At 64.5% G+C, this 20,567-nt stretch carries 18 protein-coding genes; 5 read left to right on the forward strand and 13 right to left on the reverse strand.

Going from position 1 to position 20,567, the window contains the following annotated elements; genetic code table 11:
- Positions 1-13: 13 nt before the first annotated feature.
- Entirely contained in the window at positions 14-199 is a 186-nt protein-coding gene (locus tag ACLFLU_RS12840; protein WP_426412547.1) for a hypothetical protein, read from the reverse strand.
- On the opposite strand from ACLFLU_RS12840, the gene ACLFLU_RS12845 reads away from it, so the two are divergent.
- Together ACLFLU_RS12845 and ACLFLU_RS12850 are read left to right on the forward strand one after the other, a co-directional pair.
- Positions 198-3,305 carry a DEAD/DEAH box helicase gene (locus ACLFLU_RS12845; RefSeq protein WP_426412548.1) on the forward strand — a complete coding sequence of 1,036 codons (3,108 nt, stop codon included), beginning with the start codon at positions 198-200 and terminating at the stop codon, positions 3,303-3,305. The two genes, ACLFLU_RS12840 and ACLFLU_RS12845, sit on opposite strands and share 2 nt — an antisense overlap.
- Before the next feature lie 73 nt (positions 3,306-3,378).
- Positions 3,379-4,020 carry a glutathione S-transferase family protein gene (locus ACLFLU_RS12850; protein ID WP_426412549.1) on the forward strand — a complete coding sequence of 214 codons (642 nt, stop codon included), beginning with the start codon at positions 3,379-3,381 and terminating at the stop codon, positions 4,018-4,020.
- Position 4,021: 1 nt separating this feature from the next.
- Here the strand turns inward: ACLFLU_RS12850 and ACLFLU_RS12855 are convergent, their stop codons facing one another.
- The 7 genes from ACLFLU_RS12855 to ACLFLU_RS12885 all read right to left on the reverse strand — a co-directional run bounded on the left by ACLFLU_RS12855 (position 4,022) and on the right by ACLFLU_RS12885 (position 11,081).
- The gene (locus ACLFLU_RS12855) at positions 4,022-4,699 is read right to left on the reverse strand and encodes an SDR family NAD(P)-dependent oxidoreductase (protein WP_426412550.1); all 678 of its coding nucleotides are present in this window, start codon (positions 4,697-4,699) and stop codon (positions 4,022-4,024) included.
- A 4-nt stretch (positions 4,700-4,703) separates the two neighbouring features.
- Entirely contained in the window at positions 4,704-5,888 is a 1,185-nt protein-coding gene (locus tag ACLFLU_RS12860) for a sialidase family protein (RefSeq protein ID WP_426412551.1), read from the reverse strand.
- A complete protein-coding gene (locus ACLFLU_RS12865; RefSeq protein WP_426412552.1) occupies positions 5,885-7,312 on the reverse strand; it encodes a sodium:solute symporter family protein in 1,428 nt (475 codons plus the stop codon). The genes ACLFLU_RS12860 and ACLFLU_RS12865 overlap by 4 nt, the downstream gene beginning before the upstream one ends.
- Positions 7,313-7,555: 243 nt before the next feature.
- Positions 7,556-7,834, reverse strand: coding sequence for a hypothetical protein (locus tag ACLFLU_RS12870; protein ID WP_426412553.1), 279 nt, complete (start codon positions 7,832-7,834; stop codon positions 7,556-7,558).
- Positions 7,835-8,214: 380 nt separating this feature from the next.
- Positions 8,215-9,363 carry an amidohydrolase gene (locus tag ACLFLU_RS12875; protein ID WP_426412554.1) on the reverse strand — a complete coding sequence of 383 codons (1,149 nt, stop codon included), beginning with the start codon at positions 9,361-9,363 and terminating at the stop codon, positions 8,215-8,217.
- Between the two features lie 101 nt (positions 9,364-9,464).
- Positions 9,465-10,553: a mandelate racemase/muconate lactonizing enzyme family protein gene (locus ACLFLU_RS12880; RefSeq protein ID WP_426412555.1), complete on the reverse strand. Its 1,089-nt coding sequence runs from the start codon at positions 10,551-10,553 to the stop codon at positions 9,465-9,467.
- Positions 10,554-10,580: 27 nt separating this feature from the next.
- Positions 10,581-11,081 carry a hypothetical protein gene (locus ACLFLU_RS12885; RefSeq protein WP_426412556.1) on the reverse strand — a complete coding sequence of 167 codons (501 nt, stop codon included), beginning with the start codon at positions 11,079-11,081 and terminating at the stop codon, positions 10,581-10,583.
- A gap of 33 nt (positions 11,082-11,114) precedes the next feature.
- Here ACLFLU_RS12885 and ACLFLU_RS12890 point away from each other — a divergent pair, with 33 nt between their 5' ends.
- A complete protein-coding gene (locus tag ACLFLU_RS12890) occupies positions 11,115-13,658 on the forward strand; it encodes a hypothetical protein (protein ID WP_426412557.1) in 2,544 nt (847 codons plus the stop codon).
- A gap of 35 nt (positions 13,659-13,693) precedes the next feature.
- On the opposite strand, the gene ACLFLU_RS12895 is transcribed toward ACLFLU_RS12890, so the two are convergent.
- Entirely contained in the window at positions 13,694-14,899 is a 1,206-nt protein-coding gene (locus ACLFLU_RS12895) for a M20/M25/M40 family metallo-hydrolase (RefSeq protein ID WP_426412558.1), read from the reverse strand.
- Positions 14,900-14,933: 34 nt separating this feature from the next.
- On the reverse strand, positions 14,934-16,181 hold the full coding sequence (locus ACLFLU_RS12900; RefSeq protein ID WP_426412559.1) for an MFS transporter: 1,248 nt from the start codon (positions 16,179-16,181) through the stop codon (positions 14,934-14,936).
- A gap of 307 nt (positions 16,182-16,488) precedes the next feature.
- On the opposite strand from ACLFLU_RS12900, the gene ACLFLU_RS12905 reads away from it, so the two are divergent.
- Entirely contained in the window at positions 16,489-17,262 is a 774-nt protein-coding gene (locus ACLFLU_RS12905; protein ID WP_426412560.1) for a metallophosphoesterase family protein, read from the forward strand.
- A 73-nt stretch (positions 17,263-17,335) separates the two neighbouring features.
- On the forward strand, positions 17,336-18,307 hold the full coding sequence (gene dapD, locus ACLFLU_RS12910) for a 2,3,4,5-tetrahydropyridine-2,6-dicarboxylate N-succinyltransferase (protein WP_426412561.1): 972 nt from the start codon (positions 17,336-17,338) through the stop codon (positions 18,305-18,307).
- A gap of 27 nt (positions 18,308-18,334) precedes the next feature.
- Here dapD and ACLFLU_RS12915 read toward each other — a convergent pair whose 3' ends face one another.
- The 3 genes from ACLFLU_RS12915 to ACLFLU_RS12925 all read right to left on the reverse strand — a co-directional run bounded on the left by ACLFLU_RS12915 (position 18,335) and on the right by ACLFLU_RS12925 (position 20,426).
- Positions 18,335-18,691, reverse strand: a complete 357-nt coding sequence (locus tag ACLFLU_RS12915; protein WP_426412562.1) for a response regulator — start codon at positions 18,689-18,691, stop codon at positions 18,335-18,337.
- A gap of 330 nt (positions 18,692-19,021) precedes the next feature.
- Positions 19,022-19,693, reverse strand: coding sequence for a hypothetical protein (locus ACLFLU_RS12920; protein WP_426414238.1), 672 nt, complete (start codon positions 19,691-19,693; stop codon positions 19,022-19,024).
- Complete coding sequence (locus ACLFLU_RS12925) at positions 19,578-20,426, reverse strand: DUF4747 family protein (protein ID WP_426412563.1); 849 nt, start codon at positions 20,424-20,426, stop codon at positions 19,578-19,580. The genes ACLFLU_RS12920 and ACLFLU_RS12925 overlap by 116 nt, the downstream gene beginning before the upstream one ends.
- Between the last annotated feature and the right edge of the window lie 141 nt (positions 20,427-20,567).

Below are 20,567 nucleotides of genomic sequence, written 5' to 3' on the forward strand. Positions count from 1 at the left end.
GGATTCACGTGCGTCATTCCAGGAAACTGCTGCCAGCAGCCAAGAGCTCGCTCAAGAAGAGTTCGCCAGTCAAGAGCGCGGTAAAAAAGCGCCCGCCGGCCAAGAGCCCAACAAGCAGGCGCTCGCCAGGCAAGACCTCCTCGAAGCAAGGCAAAGGCTCGCAGCGCGCCACAATCTCGTCGTCGTCGCCGCTCGGCATGATGGCGCTGCATCTGCTGGCGCAGTGGAAGGAGTCCGGGCGCAGCGGTCTCGTGTTCCTCGCCGAGAGCGAGAACAGGGCGGAGCGGCTCGGCAGCGTGATTCACGCGCTCGACCCGTCTTGCGAGGTGCTGGTGTTTCCGCGACTGAACACCCTGCCATTCGATCAACTGGAACCATCGCGCGAGATTGCCGGCCGCAGAGCCTCGGTGCTGCGGCGCCTGGCGAAAGCCAAACAACCGATCTTTCTGGTCTCGACGGCGGAAGCCGTGATGGAGCGCCTGCCGCCGCCGGCGAACCTGTTGCGCCTGAACACGAGCTTGAAGGTCGGCGGCCATTTCTCCGAGAACGAGCTTCGCGTCCGTCTCGAAGAGCTGGGCTATGATCTCGATGACGAGCCGGATTATCCCGGCGGCGCGCTGTTTCACGGCCAGACTTTCGAGATCTTTCCCGCAGGCGCGCTGGGGCCGTTCCGAGTGGAGCATTCCGGGCGCGCCATCCGCCGGATCGTGGCGTTCGATCCGCAAGAGCACGACATCATCTTCGAGACCAAGGAGCTTCTGGTCGATCCCATGTCGGAACGAACAGCCATCACCGGCGCGCGGGCCAAGCGCGCGACGCTGTTCGACTATTGCGGAAAGGCCAAGTGGATCGCGGACGCCGGCGTGTCGGTGCATGCCGATGCCTGGCTGAGCACGATCGAGGAGGCCGCGGGCCGCGCGGACCGGGAGCGCGAATATCTGGGACGCCCCGACTGGAAGCAGTCGACCCGCGGCATGAAGGTGCTGCCGCGCACCGCGCCGTTCCAGCCGACGCCGGAATTCTCCAAGCTGACATCCACCCGCAAGGCCCTGCGCGCCTACGTCGAAGAGATCAGGCGCGCTGGTTCGCGCCTCATCCTCGTCGCGGCCCAGGAAGAAGATCTGCGCGCGATGGAACGGATGAGCGGCGTGCGGGCGGAGCGCGTCGCGAATTGGGGCGAGGCCGAGAGCGCGCGCCATCGCGACGTGGCGCTGCTGGCCGATCTCGATTCCGGCTTCGTCATTCCCGGTAAGAAGCCTGCCGTTGTGCTGACCGCGAGTGACGTGCTCGGCAGCCGCGCGCATCACCCGCAGCCGATGGCGCGAAGCTGGATCGCGGCGTTCGATCATGCCGACGTGCCGGAGCAGGGCACGGTGGTCGTGCATCTCCAGCGCGGCCTCGCCGTGCTCGCTGGCTTGCAGACCGTGAACACCGGCGGCGGCGCCTTGCGCGAGATGGTCAGATTGTCCTTCGCCGGTGACAACGCGGTTCTGGTGCCGCCGCCTGATCTGGCGCAGATGTGGCCCTATTCAACAGAGCGCGGCAAGCTCGCGCTCGACAAGGCCGATGGCAGCACATGGTGGGCCCGCCGCACCGGCGCCGAGCAGGAGATCCAGCTCGCCGGCAAGGCGCTCGCCAAGCACATCAGTCAACGCAAGCGGCGGAAGGCCGCCAAGCTGGTTCCGCCGGGATCGGCCTACGAAAAATTCGTCGCGCGCTTCCCCTATTTTACGACAATCGATCAGGCCAAGGCGATCCACGACGTGCTGGATGATCTCGCGTCAGGCCATCCGATGGACCGGGTGATCTGCGGCGATGTCGGCTTCGGCAAGACCGAGGTGGCGCTGCGCGCGGCGGCCGCCGTGGTGCTGTCCGGAAAGCAGGTGGCGATCGCGGTGCCGACGACCGTGCTGGCGCGGCAGCACCTCGCGACCTTCCGCAAGCGGTTTGCGCCGCTCGACATCGAGGTCGGCAGCCTGTCGCGCGCCACGTCCGGTGCCGAGACGCGGGAGACCAAGGAAGGCTTGCGCAGCGGCCGGATCAAAGTCGTGGTCGGAACGCAGGCGCTCACCTCGAAGGACGTGAAGTTCGACGACCTCGGCCTCGTCATCATCGACGAGGAGCAGCATTTTGGCGCCGCCGAGAAGGCAAAGCTCTCGGGGCTTGCCAAGAATGCCCATACGCTCTGGATGAGCGCCACGCCGATCCCGCGCACGCTCGCCGCGGGTCTTGCCGGCTTCAGGGATCTGAGCGTCATTGCCTCGCCGCCTGTGCAACGGCTTCCGGTCGCGACCAAGATCGCGCCGCTGTCGGATGCCGCCATCGCCTCGGCCTTGCTGCGCGAGCAGCGGCGGCACGGGCAGAGCTTTCTGATCTGCCCGCGCATTCAAGATCTCGAGCCCATGCTGGCGCGCGTGCAGGCGGTGGCGCCAGATCTCAAGATCGTCTGCCTGCACGGCAAATTGCCGGCCGACGAGATCGACGACCGCATGATGACTTTCGTCGAGGGCAAGGCCGACGTCCTGCTCGCCACCAACATCGTCGAGAGCGGCCTCGATATTCCGCGCGCCAACACCATCGTGGTGTGCTGGCCCGAGAATTTCGGTCTCGCCCAGCTGCACCAGCTGCGCGGACGCGTCGGTCGTGGCGGCATCCGCGCCTTCGCATTTCTGCTGACCGAGTCGGCCTCGGTGCAGTCCGAGAAGCGGCTCGCCGTGCTGGAGGAGTTCAGCCGGCCGGGCGCGGGCTTTGCGATCAGCGAGCGCGACCTCGACCTCCGCGGCGCCGGCGATCTGTTCTCGGAGCAGCAATCCGGCCACGTCCAGGTTTTCGGCCCGGTGCTCTACAGTCATCTGCTGAAGATGGCCTCGGAGAAGGTCGACGACGGCAGGTCCGTGGTGTGGGTGCCCGACCTCAATTTGCCGGTCGCGGACATGCTCCCGGAGAGCTACGTGCAATCCGCTCCCGTACGGCTGGAGCTCTATGCCCGTGCCGCGCGCTGCGCCAGCGAGGACGAGCTCGACGATCTCGAGGAGGAAACCTCGCGCCGCTTCGGACCCTTGCCGCCGGCCGCCCGCGATGTCTTTGCAGCTGCGCGGCTGCGGCTGGACTGCAAGCGTCGAGGCATTGTTCGCCTCGACGTCGGGCAAAGCGCGGTGGCCGCGACGTTCCTGCCGGGACGCTTGCGGAAATCCAAGGGGAAGACGCTGCAACGCGACGGCGATCGCGTCGTCTATCACAGCCAGACGCGCGATGCCCCGTTCGACATGGTCGAGGAATTGTTCGAGGTTCTCGACGAGGCGTGAGCTAGGAGCCCGTTGCGCGACTGGCTGACCTCTGCGAGTTGGTACATCTAGCCCAATCTAGGAGCGCTTAACCATGCTCACCGTCTATGGCGAAGGCCGTGGCTTCCGTGTTGTCTGGCTGCTCGAGGAACTGGGATTGGCTTATCGGCTGCGCCCGGTCGATCTGCTCGCAGCCGAGATTGATCGCGATTTCCTCGCGATCAATCCCGCGGGCTTCATTCCCGCATTGCAGGACGGCGAGACGATCATGGTCGAATCGATCGCGATTCTCGAGTACCTGCTCGCCCGCCACGGCTCGGGTTCGCTTGCCGTCGCCCCGGACGATCCCGCCTTCGCGTCCTATCTCCAATTTCTTCACTTAGGCGAGGCCGGGCTCGCCGGGCCGATGAACGCCGTCATTGTCGGCCGCCAACTGGCGCCGGAAGCTGAGCGAGAGGTGCGGGTGACCCGCTGGGCACGCGAGACCTTCGAGGGCCGGCTGGGGTTGGTTATCCGCCGCCTCGCGGATGGCCCCTATCTCGCCGGCGGCCGATTCACGGCTGCCGATATCTCGGTGAGCTACGCCCTGCTGCTCGGTCTGCGAACCGGCAACTACGTCCCGGGTTCTGTCGAGCGGGACTATCTCGCCCGTACGACCGCACGCCCTGCCTACGTTCGAGCGATGGAAAGCTGCCAGGCCACCAAGGCCTGGGCGGCGAGATCACCGGGATTGTAGCTCAGAGCGAGCTGCCGCCGCAGATCACGAGCTGCTGCCCGGTGATGGCGGCCGCTTCGCCTGAGAGCAGGAACGCCACGGCGGCTGCGACTTCTTCCGGTTGAATGAAGCGGCCGATCGGCGGCAGTTTTGGCGTGACATTGGCGCGCGTTGGGTCGTTGAGCATCGGCGTCTCGGTCGCGGCGGGCGCAACGACGTTGACCGTGATGCCACGCGGCGCGAGCTCGCTCGCCCAGGATCGCGCCAGCGCGACCAGCGCTGCTTTCGTCGCCGCATATTGACCGCGGCCGGCTGCGCCCGATGCGGTGCGGCTGCCGATGAAGATAATGCGTCCGCCCTGCGGCAGGCGCGGCGCCAGCGCGTCGGCGAGACGCATCGCAACGTCGACATGCAGCCGCCACATCGCGGCACCGTCGTCGTGGCTCAGCGATCCGAGCGGAGCGACCTTCAACATGCCCGCGGCATGAACGAGCGCCATCGGCGCGAGTTCGGCAACGGCGGCTTTGATAGCATCGACATCAGCGAGATCGAGCGACAAATGCGCGTACGCCGGATGGTCGAACGTCCCAGCACGACGGCTGATCCCGGTGACGCGCCAGCCGTCGCGCAACAGGCGATCGACGATCGCCGCGCCAATCCCCGAACTGGCGCCCGTGACGAGCGCGTGCCGCTTGTCCATGCTCTCAGCCTCGCGTCACCCATGTCTCGCTCACGCGCACATATTTGATCGCGCGGCGATGGAAGGTAAAGGCCGTGTGGATCGCGCCGTCGGCGGTCTGCTTGACGGACGGATAGGACAGCTCGCGATTGGTCTGGTCGCGCGAATTGTTGGTCATGCAATAGCCGTCGCCGGTCTCGACGTTGCGCTTGCGCCAGCTCGTTCCGCCGTCGGCCGAGATCGCCAGCGTCATCGGCGCCCGCGGCGCGCCCCAGAACGCGGTGCGTCCGTCCGACTTGCCGCCATCGCCGGCGAGCACGGGCGGAAGGTCGTCCTCGATCTCGTCATAGAGCGAGAGCCGGCGCCCGGTCGCATCCTTGGAGCTGGAATCGTTGAAGACCAGCGCGAGATGGCCGTTGCCGAGCCGCGTGAGCTGGATCGAGGAATTGTTGTTGGGCAGCGCGGTCGCAACCGGCGCCGACCAGCTGCGGCCGTGATCGGTCGAGCGGCTCTGATAGATGTTGTCGGCCCAACGGCTGCGATAGACCGCAATCAGCGAGCCGTCGTCGAGGCGCGCGATGCACATATGCACGCAGCCGCGGCTGCCGGGGACGTCGACATCGCGCCAGGTTGCGCCGGCATCGGACGAGATTTTTACCGCGCTGGTGTCCTCGTCGCCGTTCCATTTCTTGCCGGGCGTGCTGTGGCAATAGAACACCGGCAACAGCCAGTCGCCATTGTCGAGCACGACGATCGGCTGCCGGATGAAGGTGCCGCGGCCGCGATGCTCGGGAAACAGCGTCTCGATTGGCCCCCAGCTCTTGCCATGGTCGCGCGAGAGGCGGCGGCGGATGATGGCGGTGTCCTGGTTGCCCGCAAGCTGCGCGGTCCACATCAGCCACAGCATCCCGTCGGGCGCGGGGAAGAGCACCGGGTTCTGCTCGGAACGGCCGGAATCGTCGGACAGCTTTTCGGCCGCCGACCATTGCGTCGTGCCGCGAGGAAGCCGCGAGAAATACACCGAGATATCCGACATGCCCTCCTGCGTGCCGCCGAACCAGACGCAGGCGAGATCGCCATTGGCGAGCGGCATCAAATTGGCGGCGTGGTTCTGCACGCACGGTGAGGGAATGAAGGCCTCGAACCGGTCGGGATCGCCAGCCGCTGGGCGAACGGCGCCGTCGGCCGTGATCTCGAGTTCGGTAATCATGTCGAAGTCCTTTCCACGAGTGCATTGGGTTGCGCCGCCTGCGGCGCGGCGGGAGCGTGGCCCATCACCAGGCGCTCAACTGCCATCACCAGAAGCGGCGTCGCGGCTGCGATATACATGTTGTCGATGCCGAAGGGATTGCCGAGCAGGTACCAGACCGTGGTCGAGACGGCAGCGCCGATCAGGCCGGCGGTGGCGCCGCGGTTGCTGGCGAACAGCGGCAGATAGAAGCCCATCATCGCCACCATCGTCACCGACAGCCGCAACGCGCGCGTGAAGAACGACAGCTTCAGGATCTCCGGAATGAAGAACACGAAGATCAGCGGCACGATCGCGATCACGATCGAGAACACGCGCGTCATCTTCAGCTCGCGCTCCGGCGTCGGCTTCCAATAGGGCACATAGAAGTCGCGCACTACCAGCGAAGCGATCGCGAGCGCGACCGTGCAGACGCTGACGAAGATCGAGGCGACCAGCGAGGTCGTCACGAAGGCGGAGGCCAGCGGCGGCATCTTCTCCAGGAACACCGGAAGCGCATAGAGGCTGTTCATGTCAGGATAGAGATATCTTGCGGCAACCCCGATCAACGCGAGCAGGAAGCCGAGCGGAAGGCAGAACGCGGCGGCATAATACGTCGCCTTGCGCGCGGCATCGGCGCTCGGCGTCGAGGAGATCGCCTGCACGATGAATTGCGTCGAGAAGATCGCGCCGACCGTGCCGAAGGTCCAGGCGAAGATGGTCGTAAAGCCGATCTTGCCGTCCCAGGAGAAGTAATACGCCGGCAGCTTGGCCTGGATCGGCGCGATGCCGCCGGTCAGCGACATCGCGACCGCGAAGATGATGATGATGCCGACGACCTTGAAGGCGCTGTGCAGGATCGTCACCCAGGCCACGCCCTTCAACCCGCCGAACACGTAGTAGAAGGTCGAGACCGCCGCGATGATGCACATCGCAACGGGGAGGCTGACATGCAGCGCGGTGGCGATCGCGGCTGCGCCGCTGACATAGTTGCCGACATTCACCAGCAGCAGCGCGTAGATCATGATCACGGAGACGGTGAGCATGGTCGACTTGCCGTATTTCTGCGCGATCGCGGCCGAGATGGTGTATTCGCCGGAACTGTAGAGCTTCTTCACCATCAGCAGGCCGAACAGCAGGAAGCCGATCGAGGCGCCGAGCACGGCCCATCCGGCCGCCATGCCTGATTGAAACGCTTCCTGCGCCGTGCCGACGGTCGATTTGGCACCGACGAATTCGGACATCATCAGCACGCCGACGACGACGGCCGGCATCGCGCGGGACGCGGTCATGAACTGATCGCTGGTCCGGCTGCGCAGCTTCAGCGTGAGCCAGGAGGTGAAGGCGATATAGGCGACGATCATCGCGACGACGAGCGTGCTTTCGCCGGAGAGGATGGCTTGCATCGGTGACGTTTCCTCTGGTGGCGCGGGACGCGGTGTTGTGAACCCGCTTTTGCCCGACGGCAGAATGTTCGGAATGCGAACAAATGTTGTTGAAATCCATTAAACCTGCCCGGGCGTGATGCGTCAAGGCGCGCAGCGTTGCGGCATTGGGGAAATCCGGGTTCCAGAGAGCAGGGTGCGGGGCTACGACGCGGCCACGAACGCGGCCCTTGAGGGAGACGGCATCAGCGCGCGCATGCGCAGCTACTCGGCGCTGCGCTTCCAGGCGCCGGTGCCCAGCTTGCCTGTGATCACTGCCAGCGCATCGTGGATCTCGTATGCGCCGCTGTCGCTGTAGCCCGGCAGGCCTCTTTGGGCGTGCAGTGTCCAGTGGCCGTTCGCGGCGGTGATCGTGCCTTCGTGCGGACGAGCCGAGCGCGGTGGCTCGGCGTGGAATCTGTAAGTGCCGTCGCCCATGATCTGCCAGATCCAGCGCGACTGCCCGCGGCCGCTCGGCACCATGATCTCCCAGGTGCCGACCAAAGCGGGATCGATCGTTGGCGACGCCGGCGTACGAGGCGCGCCGCTGCAAACGGGCTATTGCGCGCGTCGCCGTCAAGCGCCGTGGTGCCGTCGCGCGCGGCATAGGCGACGAGGACGTTACCGACGGGCTCGATGCGGCCGAGCCCGCTCATCGTGGCCGCGCGCGTGGCGATCGAGCGATTCATCCGGGCCGCAAACGGATTGTTGCGGCAGGCGTCGAGGATGACGAGGCCAAGGCTCGTGGTGTTGGACACCTCAACATCACGCTTTGCAGGTCGATGGCTTCATTCGCCGCGTCGGTGTCCCGCTTCAGGTCCGGATCTCGCTGGCTCGAACGAGCGCCTATCCTAGCGCAACCGATCCGGGGGAGCCACGGGGCCTCAGTTCGCCGACAGCGCGGTCTTGGCGACTTCGGCCATCCAGGTCGATGTGACGGGAAGGATCGCGTCATTGAAATCGTAGCGCGGGCCGTGCAGCTCGGCGCCGTCGCGCAAGGGCCCGTTGCCGATCCAGACGAACGCGCCGGGGCGTTTCTGGAGATAGAAGGCGAAATCCTCACCGGCCATGCTGGGCGCGAGATCGCGCCGCACCGGCACCTGCACTTTGTCCGCGGCCATGCGCGCGAAGCCGGCCTCGTCCGGCGTATTGATCGTCACGCCGACGCCCATGACGATGTCGGGCGTGACCTTGACGTCAAAGCTCGTGGCGATGCCGGCGCAGATGTCTGCGATGCGCGCGAGCAGAATGTCCTTCACGTCGTTGCGGTGATGCCGCAGCGTGCCGCGGATCACGACCTTGCCGGCGACTTGATTGGGCGCCGTGCCGCCCTCGATCGTGCACAGCGAGAGCACGGCAGTGTCGAGCGGGTCGACGCTGCGCGACACGATCGATTGCAGCGCCACGATCAGATGGCCGGCCGCCATCACGGGATCGCGCGTCAGATGTGGCATGCCGGCATGTCCCGCATGGCCCTCGATAGTGATGGTGACGCGTCCGCCGGAGGCCATGACCACGCCGTCATGGACGGCGATGGTGCCGGCATCCAGGCCCGGCCAGTTGTGGAAGCCGAACACCCGGTCCATCGGGAATCGCTCGAACAGCCCGGCCGCGACCATCGCGCGCGAGCCGCCAAAACCTTCCTCGGCCGGCTGGAAGATGAAGTCGATGGTGCCGCTCCAGTCGGTATCCGCCGCCAGCAGCGCGGCAGCACCGAGCAGCGAGGCGGTGTGTCCATCATGCCCGCAGGCATGCATCACGCCGGGCGTTTTCGAGGCGTAGGCAAGCCCGGTATCCTCGGTGATCGGCAGCGCATCCATGTCGGCGCGCAGGCCGACGCGCCCCTCGGCCGATCCGCGCGTCAGCGTCGCGACGATGCCGTGACCGCCGATGCCGGCCTCGAAGGGAATGCCGAGCTCGGTGAGTTTTTCCTGCACGAAGGCCGCGGTGGCCTTCTCCTGCAAGGACAGTTCGGGGTGGGCATGCAGATGCTGGCGCCACGCGGTCAGTTTCTGGTGCAACTCGGGGGTCAAGGCGTGGCTCTCTCGCAAGGGTGACGGCTGACGCCACTCTAGCCGATTATCCGCGCCCCGCATCAAGCCCCTTGGAATGCCTCGCGTGCAGTAAAGCGTCTCTAAGCCGCCAGCTTCGCCAGTCCCTTCCAATCAAAGCTGATGCCGTGGCCCGGTCGGACCGGCGCCAGCGCCTTGCCGTCCTCAAGGACCAGCGGATGCTCGATATATGCGTCGAGGCCAAAACCGTGCGCCTCCAGATAGGAGCGGTTCGGGCAGGCCGCGAGCAGATGCACGGTGATGTCATGCGCGCCGTGGCTGGTGACGGGCAGGTTGAAGGCCTCCGCCAGCCGGGCGATCTTCATGAAGGTGCTGACGCCGCCGCAATTGGTGACGTCAGGCTCGGGATAGGACACCGCGCCTGATGCGATGTAGTTCTTGAACTCCCACAGCGAGCGCAGATTCTCGCCGGCTGCGATCGGCACGCCGCCGGCCTGCATGATGCGCGCGTGTCCCGCGACATCGTCGGGGATGATCGGCTCCTCCAGCCAGGTGAGGTCGTAAGGAACGAACGCGCGGGCGGCGCGGATCGCTTCCTCCACCGTCCATTTCATGTTGGCATCCGCCATCAGCGGAAAGCCGTCGCCGAGATGCTGTCGCATCGCCGCAACGCGCGCGACGTCGGATTTGAGATCGGGCCGGCCGACCTTCATCTTGATGGCGCGAAACCCCTTGGCGAGATTGCCGTCGGTCTGCTTGAGCAGCGCCTCGACCGAGAGATCGAGGTCGATGCCGCCGGCATAGCACGGCACGTGCGCATCAAAACCGCCGAGCAACTGGTACAGCGGCAATTTCGCGCGCCGCGCCTTCAAATCCCACAGCGCGATGTCGAGCGCGGACAGCGCCAGCACCGCAGGACCGCCGCGCCCGCCGTAATGCAGGCCCCACCAGACGTGATGCCAGACCGCTTCGGTATCGCCGGCCTCGCGTCCGTCGATGAGCGGCGGGATCTCGCGCTTCAGGATATCGGCGACAGCCCCGCCATTGCGCCCGACCGTGTAGGTGTACCCGACGCCTTCAGCGCCATCGGCGTCGCGGATACGGCAGGTGATCAGCTCGAACGCCGCGATCTCGCCATGGGTAGAGTCGGACAGCGTGACGGGGAGGGGGATCCGGTAGAGTCCGGTTTCGATATTTGCGATGCGCGGCATGTAGCCTCCCTGCGTTTTCTTTGCAGGCTAGACCGGCCGCGCGGTGCGGGCAATCGGCCGGGAGCGGGATGCAGGTCTGCGGCCGTACCGGCCGGGTGCGTCGTCGCGACGCGGTTCATCCCGGACGAACTCCTTCAGCAGCCGCTTGGTGTTGCTCGCGCAACTCACATCATTGGATGGGTTTCGCCGCACTTGATACGCCTGAGGATCGACATCGGGGACTTCTCGCTGAACAGGCGCTGAATGAGTTCGTCCCGCGCAATCACGATAGATTTTCCGCGGCTGGCTTGTTGGCGTATTGCCGATGTCCGCGTTTGCATTTACCCGGTGAAGCCGACGTCGGGCGACATGCTCCACATCAGTTTGGAATGGGTCGATGCTGTCATGATGGGCGTTTCTCGTCGGCTCGTTCTGATCCTGCTTCTGATCGGCCGCGCGCAGGTGGCCTCGCGGTGCTTGAGTTTTCTCCGCGGCTTGCTCGTGATCCTGCCGCTCCTCCCCGTTGCGGTACACGCCGGCGCCGATCAATCCGCACCTTCGGCGGCGCCGGAGATCTGGATCATGGCGACGTCCAAGCCGCTGAAGACTCTGCCGCGCTGGACAGGCGTCAGGACCGACGCCGTTGATCTATGGAAGCAGATCGCCGCCTGGCCGACGGTCGCCGCGCGCGCCCGCGTCGTCAAGCTCGTCGCCGGCAACATCGAGAACACCTCCGAAGCCGACCTCAAATCCATCATCGATGAGGTGCGGCAACATCGCATGGCGCTGGCCCTGGAGATCGGCCCGCTGGTGCGAACGCCCGCCTGCGGGCCGCCGACCGAATCCTACGGCCGCGCCGGCGAGACCGAGGCCATCTTGCAGAGGATCCGCAGCGCCGGCGGCGAGTTCGACTATGTCGCGATGGACGAGCCCTTCCACTATGGCCATGTCGATCCCGGCGGCTGCCGGCTGGCGTCCGTTGAAATCGCCCGCCAGGTCGCGGCCAGCATCACCTCCATGCGCCGGATCTTCCCGAACCTGAAGGTCGGCGATATCGAGGTGGCCGGGGCCAATCGCGCCGCTGTCGCCGAACTCGTCCAGTGGACGGACGACTATCGCGCGGCGACCGGCGAGCAGCTGGCTTTCCTGCATGCCGACGTCGCATGGTCGGAGCTCGCCATACGAAATCTGCCAGTCCTCGCCGCCGGGCTGCGCCAACGACAGGTCCCCTTCGGGATCATCTACAATGCCGACAGCGCTGTCGGAAGCGATGCGGACTGGACGCGCAGCGCCCTCGATCATGCCGCCGAGATCGAGACTGTGATGAATGTCCATCCGGATACGGCGATCTTCCAGAGCTGGACGCGCAATCCCACCCATGTTCTGCCGGAGGGCCAGCCGGGGACATTGATGAACGTCGCGCTTCAATATCTGCGGCCGGCCTCCAGACTCAGCCTGATGCGGACCGGTGACGGAGTTTCGGGAACGCTTTCAGGACCGGATGGCGCGCCCATCGGCGGCGCCGCCATCCGCCTCACTGCGCGCGACACGGATGCGCACGCCTGGCCGACGTTGCGCGCATTGGCCGGAAACGTTCCAGAAGGCGCCGCCACCGCAGTCGTCGGCTTCCGGGTTGGGATCGAGGGCGCCTGCGACTGCGCCGGCCCGACGGCGGTGATCCTGGGCGGCTTGCATTATCGCGAGCAGGGGCAGCCGGCTCAGGACGTTTCGCCGGTGGCGCTGCCGGTCGCCGATGCGCCGGTCAGCCTGCGCACGGTGGTCATCGCTCCGGGAAAGACGCTGGCGCCCAATATCAAGCAGTTTCCGGTGACGCCCGGGGCGGCGTTCCGTTTCGAGACCTGGATCGCCGCACCCGAATTGGCCGAACGATCCGGCTACGCGACGGTGATCTTTCTCGATGCGCAAGGAAAGGGACTGCTGCGCGAGAACCTCTGGTTCGAACCTTCAACGGAATCCCTGGGGTCTGTGACCACCGATGCCCAAGGCCGCTTTCGTCTTGCCTGGCCGGCCAACGCGGCGCTCGGGCCCGAAGCAGAGATCCGCGCCATCTCCGATTCGATCCTGTCGTTCCGACCAGCGATGGCAATCGTCCCGGCCACCGACGCGCAGGCAACCAACCTGCAGCCGGCCGTGCTTGAGCGGGTGCTGCCTGCGGCCGCATCGCCGATCACCATTCTCGGCCCCCACTGGACCGAGCTCGCCAAGCTCTATGACGGCAGCGCGCGATCTCCGGCTCTCACTGCCCAATGGGACCGCACGGCCGGCCGAATCCAGGCGATCCGGTTGACCGGTGCCGCGATCAAGGGAATGTCGGATTCCGTTTTGGCCGCGCTGGCCCGCGACCTCAAGGCCCGGCACATTGCGTTGGGTCTCGAAATCCTTGCCACCAATTGGTGGCATGAGCCGGCCTGTGGCGCGGGGCTCGAAGGCTACATCGATCCGGGCGCGACAAACCAGATCGTCGCCAAGCTGGTGAAGGCGCATGCTGTGCTCGACTTCATCGCCATGGACGAACCATTCTGGTTCGGTCACCTCTTCAGCGGCAAGAACGCCTGTCGCAGCGCGATCGCCGACCTGGCCCGCCGCGTCGCGGTCAACGTCAAGATCTACACGGCCGCGTTTCCCAATCTGATTGTGGGAGACATCGAACCCTTTCCGGCAATCTCGAAACAGCCGAACTGGCAAGCTGACTACGCGCTATGGGTCAAGGCGTTCGCCACTGCGACCGGAAGCAGGCTCAGTTTCCTGGACCTGGATTTCGACTGGTATGCGCCGCCTCTGAATGTTGCGCCCGCGCCGGGGCGGCCGGATCCTGCGGCGATCGCCGGCCTCGCGCGCACGGTCGCGACTGTCGCGCGCGAAAACGGACTTCAGGTTGGGATGATCATGAACGGCGGCGGCCCTCCGGCCGCGCGCTCCGACGCCGACTGGATCGCTCAGGCCCGACGGCACATCGAGGCGTTGGGCGCATCCGGGGTGCGATTTGACCGCGTGCTGTTGGAGACTTGGGATAAATATCCCGCGCACACCTTCTCCGAAAGCGACCCTGCCGACACTCTGGCCGGCCTTGTCGCCGACCATGCAAGTGCGCGTCCGCAGCGGTGAAAACAACCGCGCGGCGAAGCCGTGGCGCGCTCATCTCACCGCATCGTAGCGAGCTGCAGTGCCAGCGCGCAGGCACGATCATATTCGTCGAGATTGATCCACTCGTCGATCGTGTGCGCCTCGTTCTGCCCGGCGCCGAAGGTCACGGTCGGAACGCCGTGGCGCACCATCCAGTTGGCGTCGAGACCGCCATTGGCGGTGCGGACGTTCGGCGTGCCGCCGACCGCGGACACTGCCTCGACGGCGCGCTTGATGACGGGCTGGCTGTCCTTCATGCGGAACGGATAATAGTCGGTCTCGGCCTTGAACTTGACCTTGCCGGACTTGCCCTGCACATTCGTCACCTTCTTGGCCGCCTTCTCGAACGCGGCCTTGTAGGCTTTCGTGATCTCCTTGAAGAATTTTCCGTCGTGGCTGCGGCTTTCGCCGCGCACATGCACGTAGTCGGTGACGACATTGGTGGCATCGCCCGCGGGGCGGCCTTCGCCACCGGTGACGGGGCCGACATTGCTGGTGCCCTGCCGCGCGCTCGCGCCCTTGCCCTTCACCACCTTGCCGAACCAGCCGCCGGCTTTCACGTCGGCGAGCGCGAGGGCCATGATCATGGTCGAGGAGATGCCGCGCTCGGGCGCGACGCCGGCATGCGAGGCGCGGCCAAAAATCTCCACGGTCCAGCGGTCGGCGCCGACCGCGCCGATCACGACGTTGGAGGCCGAGCCGCCGTCATAGTTGAACGCCATCACCGGCGAGCCGAGCTCGTCCAGCTTGACGTGGCGCGCGCCGTAGAGCCCGCTCTCCTCGCGCACGCAGAACAGCAGCGTGATTGGCGGATGGTCGAGCTTCTGCTTCTCGAGCTCGGCCGCCAGCGTCACCAGCACGCCGCAGCCGCAGCGATTGTCGCCGCCGAGCGCGGTCTTGGCCTCGTTGACGATCTTGCGGCCGGATTTCTTCGGCTTGGCGCCGGCGCAGAGCGGCACGGTGTCCATGTGGGTCATGAACATGATGCGCGGCTGGTTGTGCAGCGCGCCGCGGCCGGGCAGGTCGACGATGAGGTTGCCGGTCTCGGTCGGCACGGGAATGCGGGTGTTGGCATCGTCGAGCCGGATCGCCTTGGCCGGCACGCCGCTCTCCTTCAGCGCGGCGGTGAGCTCACGCCCGATCGCCGCCTCCTGTCCGGTGACGCCTTCCACGGCGAGGAAGCGCATGAGGCGGTCGGTGGCGGCCTTGGTGTCGACTGGCATGGACTGAATTCCCTTGATGCTCGAACCACCCATCCTACGAATGCGGCGAGGTGTAAGTCAAAAAGATCATCACCCCCACGAGCAGCGCAGCGGCCATGAACAGCAGCACCGCCGGCAGCCCCGCGAACGCCGCCACCGCGCCGGTGATCGACTGCATCAGCGCCGTGCCGAGGAAGAAGGCGAGGTTCACCGCCGCCAGCGCCTTGCCTGCGGTCTGCGCGTCGACCAGCTGCCGGCACATGCCGAACAGCAGCGGCTGGGCCGAGGTGGCGAGCCCGATCAGCACGAACAGCACCAGATCGTATTGCGGCGGCATGACCGGCACGCCGAACAGCCATGCAACCGCATAGTGCGGCGCACCGAGCGCCATCAGCACCACCAGCAGCGCGGCGATCGTGTGCGTGCCGGCGACCAGTTCGCGGCGGCGGCCGACCTTGCGGTCGATCATGCCCATCAGAAGCGGGCCCGCGATCATCGCCAGCGTGTAGGCGCCGAGCTGGTTGCCGGCCTCGACCCGCGACAGGCCTTTGACCTGCATCAGCCACGGCCCGCCCCACAATCCGCGCAGCACCAGCGAGGTTGCCAGCGACACCATCGCCAGCGCGATCAGCCCGCGCAGCGGCCGCGACAGGCCGAGCCTGAGCACCTCGATCATCTGCGAGAGCGGCGAGGAATCGTCCTTGTGCTCGGCCGGCTGGTTCGGCACCAGCGCGAACACGGCGAGCGCCACCACGACGCCGCCGGCTGCGGCGATCCAGAAGCCGGCGCGCCAGCCGTAGTGATCGACCACGAAGGCGAGCGGGCTCGATGACAGCAGCATGCCGATATTGCCGATCGAGAGGATCGCGCCCGACCACAGCCCGAAACGTGCCGCCGACAATTGCTTGGCCGCGAGCGTCATCGGGCACATCAGCATGCCCGAGGTCGCGATGCCCAGCAGCAACTGCCCGAAGGCAAAGCTCTCTGGCCCCGTCGCAAAGCCCGATGCGATTGCGCCGACGATGGTGCCCGCAAGCAGGCTGAGCGACACCGGCCGCACGCCAAATCGATCCATCGCCGCGCCGACCGGGATCTGCGACGCCGCAAAGGCGAAATGATAGACCGAGGTGAGGCTCGCCAGCGCCTGCGGCTGGACGTGGAAATCCGCCGCCATCAGATCGAGGCTGAGCGCCGGGATGGTGCGCAGCAAGGTCGACAGCATGTGCCCGCATGCGAGCGCGACCAGCGCAAAGATCAGCGCGCGGGTGCCATGTCCCGCTTCATCATTGGCAACCGCACTCATCAGCGTCCCGTCCCGGCAAGGGTTTTGGCCGGGTTACACGATTGGGGCGAGGGTGCCAATGGCGGGAGGGGGCGGCTTATCGCATGGCCCGCCAGCCGTGGCGGCACAGCGCACAAGTGTCTGCTCCCGATCTCCTTGCCGAGGCCGTCACTTGCTTGCGCCGGCCAGGCGATGATACTTTTGCGCACAGCGCCGATTTGACACTCAGCTTGCGGGCGCTTCTCAAAATGCAGCTAAAGCGAAGCGTCACGTCTGCATCGTCCCGCAACAAGAGTGTCGTTGGCCGTCTCGAAATGGGGAGGGCTCGATGAAATTTGCCGCGATCGCGGACATCCACGGAAATTGCGCGGCACTCGAGGCCGTGCTCGCCGACATCGCCGGCCTCGGCATCGGCGAGATCGTGAACCTCGGCGATCACGTCAGCGGCCCGCTCGAGGCGGCGCGGACGGCGGATCTGCTGATCGAGCGCGGCTTTCCATCGGTGCAGGGCGACCAGGATCGCATCCTCGTCGACCTATGGCGGGTCGGCAAATCGGGACGAAGCGACTTCCAGCAACTTGAGCGCCGACACTTCGACTGGATGGGCAGCATGCCGCCGACGCTCGTCTATCGTGAGGACGTGTTTCTTTGCCATGCATCCCCCAAGGATGATGCCGCCTTCTGGCTCGACCAAGTCACCGCCGACGGCAGCGTCCGCGCCAGCCCGATCGAGATGATCGAGGCCGGCGCCGAAGGCATCGACGCAAATCTCATTCTATGCGGACACACGCATATCCCGCGCGTGCTCCGCCTGAGGGACGGGCGAATGATCGTCAATCCCGGCAGTGTCGGACTACCCGGTTACGATGGGCGGACGCCTTTTCCCTATGTCGTCGAGGTCGGCACGCCTCACGCCTGCTACGCAATTCTGGAGCGCGCCCGCGCAGGCTGGTCCGCGACCATCCGATACGTTCCCTACGACAGCACGGCCATGGCCGAACTGGCCCGCAGCAAGGGCATGCCGATTTGGGCAAGCGCGATTGCCAGCGGTTGGGTGGAGCGGGAGAGCTGGCGAAAATGCTCCCAAAGCAGACGTGTTTGAGAATGCAGAAGTTGCTAATTCCAGGAGAACTCGCGTATTTACTATGGGTAGGGTCGATGTGTGGGCAATTCAAATGGCGATGGAGCTGAGCGGCGCGAGAGGCGAGGGATTTGCGACGGTGACCGCTGACGGTCGCGTGCTGGATTCCTGGTTCCTTCAACTGCGCCTGGTTGGGGAGGCCGGCAAGGCCGCAACGGTACGGCTGACCAGGGACGAGATCGTCGGATCGTTGGGTGAGTCGGCAGACGGATATGCGCGACACGACGACGTCCGCAATGTCGATATCGTTGCAATCCGTACGGACATCGACTCCCTTGCATCTGCGCCGACTGATGTGCACGACGCATATCTTCGACTCCATCTTCTGAGCCACCGGCTGGTCCAGCCCAATTGCCTGAACCTTGACGGCATTTTCGGTCTGTTGCCTAACAATGCCTGGACGACCCTCGGTCCCTGCGAACCCTCTCGTGTACCGGAAGCACGACTCTTGGCGCGAAAGCGTGCCCTCGGGTTCGAGGTGGCAGGCGTGGATAAGTTCCCGCGCATGACTGACTATGTGACGCCTGCGGATGTGAGAATTGCAGATGCGGATCGCGTCAGGCTCGGAGCACACCTGGCCCCGGGCACGACCGTCATGCACGAAGGCTTCTGCAATTTTAACGCAGGTACGCTCGGTCCCTGCATGGTCGAAGGCCGGATCAGCGCCGGCGTGGTCGTCGGACGTGGCAGCGATGTTGGTGGCGGCGCGTCGATCATGGGCACTCTGTCCGGAGGCGGGAAAGAGCGGATTACGGTTGGTGAGCGCTGCCTGATCGGTGCCAACGCCGGCATCGGCATTTCATTGGGTGACGATTGTATCGTCGAAGCGGGCTGTTATGTCACGGCAGGCGCGCGCATCCTTTTGGAAGATGGCCGGGTCCTGAAGGCCAAAGAACTCTCAGGCCAGAACGGCCTTCTTTTTCGTCGCAATTCCCAGAGCGGCGCTCTTGAGGCAACCAGACGCGCCCAAAATTGGGACGGCCTCAACGCGCAACTTCACGGCTAGGCCGCTCACGCGAAGACGTCGTTGGCGCTATCGCGCCGCCTCCGCCAGCAGCGCCGTCGGATAGACCGGCTTGGTGAAGAACGTTGCGCCAGGCGGCAGCGGCCGGGGCAACGGACGACCTGAGATCACGATGATCCGCACATTGGCGTCTTGCTGCTGAGCGAAGTAAGCCAGATCCACACCATCCATCTTCCCGACCAGACTGATGTCGGTGACGATCAGGGCTGGGTGCCGTGCCTTGAGTGCCAGTGCGGCGGTCTCTGCATCCTCGCACTGCAGCACTTCGAAATTGCGCTCCTGGAGCAGCAGCGCGAGCATCTCTCGCTGAATGTCGTCATCCTCGACGACGATCGCGGTCGGGCGGAGCGGTTTCGGCTGGCCCATGGTTGCACCTCATTTCCTGTCATTTGTTAAGTGCGACGGAGCTGAATCCGTTCCCGGCACGGTGCGTTGGGTTCCGCTCTCACAGGGGGGGGTGGGGCCGCGGTTCCTTGTTCAGCTCAACTTGTGTAACAACTTCTCGGCATCCGTCAGCACGGTGCGAACGAGCGCTTCGCTGGTGAAGAAGCCTTGCTTTAATACAAGTCGGCGCAGGTATGAAATGACCGATAAAAAATTCCATGTTGGAAATGTCGGCGCTTCTAGATGTCATTAGCGATCGAGTGTTGGAGCAAAGTCGATGCGCCGTTCGATCTTCCACCTGGCCCAAACAATTCATTTGGCGCGCCTGAGGACCCGGGGCTTCGGGGGGCGGATGCGCAAGGTCTCTGCAGGGCGCTCGGGGAGGCTTGCCTTCGCGTTGTATATTCGTGCTGTTTGAAATAGCTGGAAGGCAGCTGAAAGTGTGACTAGGACAGCATAGAAGAGCAAAAACAAACTCAGGACGTCTAGAATTCGAAAGTCGACAATCTTGGCAACGATGCCTGTTACGAGAGCGGCAACTTGCACAAAAATGAAGTGAACTAGATTGGCAGTAAGGGTCAGAAAGAACGATGTTGGCTCACCGTCCTCAGATAGCAGCCTAAAAATGTCAGCGGACGAAAAGGCCAACACGATCGCCAGCGCGCCGACTGTGAACCCGAGAAGATTGGGCAGCACTCCGACCGCAACATCTGCCGCGTGCGCGGCAGTATCTGCTTTCGGCCAATGCAGAAAGCAAACACCGGTCAGAAGTAGCGCGATATGAAGATAGGGAGACTTTAGAAGGGCAGATCGCCCTCCATATACGCTCCAGTAATTTTGGAGGGTGCGTCCTTGGCCACGCCATTGCTCAAAGAAACGATTGAATCTTGGAGAAAAAAGTTGCGACAGACGACGTGCCCACCTCAGCTTTGACAGTTTTTGGGTGATCTTTGGTAGACTCGAAGACAGTTTTTCCATCTTCATCTCTTCCTTCCGCCGACACCGACCCATTGATCGCGGCAACCTGCGCCAAAGTCCGCGTGTCCTCGTCAGGCGTCAATTTCTGAATACCAGGCCGTTTCTTCAGTACAACCGTTTGTTCCTTGGCCCCTTGGTCTAGCAGCTTTTGCAAGATACGTTCTTCATGCTCGTCGAGGCTGTCTGGATTGGGGCGCACCACAGTAATTTCGAGCTTCCACAGCCGCGGCATAGCAAAAATCAAGTCCAATGCCTCAGCCGACGGTACAACCGTGACTTCGACCCGCGGCTCGTCTTCTTCGGGTTCATCTTTGACGAAGAGTTTTCGAAACAGAGTTTCAGCGCGCCTCGCTCCGAAGTTTTCTCTCAACTCATTCTGAAACTCGATGATCAGCAGATGCCGCCCCTCAATAAAAACAAAATTGAACGACCGGAAGTTGGGGTCAAGCTCTTCTGGAATGCGAATGTTGCGCTTTTCTGTGGGAGTCGCCTCACGATCCTCCTGTTGATTTAGCCACTTGCCGTCGCGATCGATCTCCGTCCAGACCAAAACGCGGCCATAGAAGCTCGGAGGATCGGTGTCTCTGTCGATGGGCGCAGTAATCTTCGCCCAATCTGAACCCCAGATTCTCACAGGTTCATCGGCGGCGGCTTCAAACAATCTGCGGTAAATTCCTGGCGGGTGCGGATCTGCGGCAATGTTCAGCGCGCCCATTACAATTGTGGTGTTTTCGGCCATTTCGTCTCTCCCCCGTTAGAGAGACTTTCACAGGGAGTGTGGGCCTGCAACTGTCGCGAGTACGGAGTGCTGATAGTTATGAACAGGCGACTGTGCAAAATGGGGCCGGTTCGGAGAGAGCGCCCGCTTACCGCGCGATCT

The organism is Bradyrhizobium ganzhouense, assembly GCF_049949285.1.
Taxonomy (GTDB): domain Bacteria; phylum Pseudomonadota; class Alphaproteobacteria; order Rhizobiales; family Xanthobacteraceae; genus Bradyrhizobium; species Bradyrhizobium ganzhouense.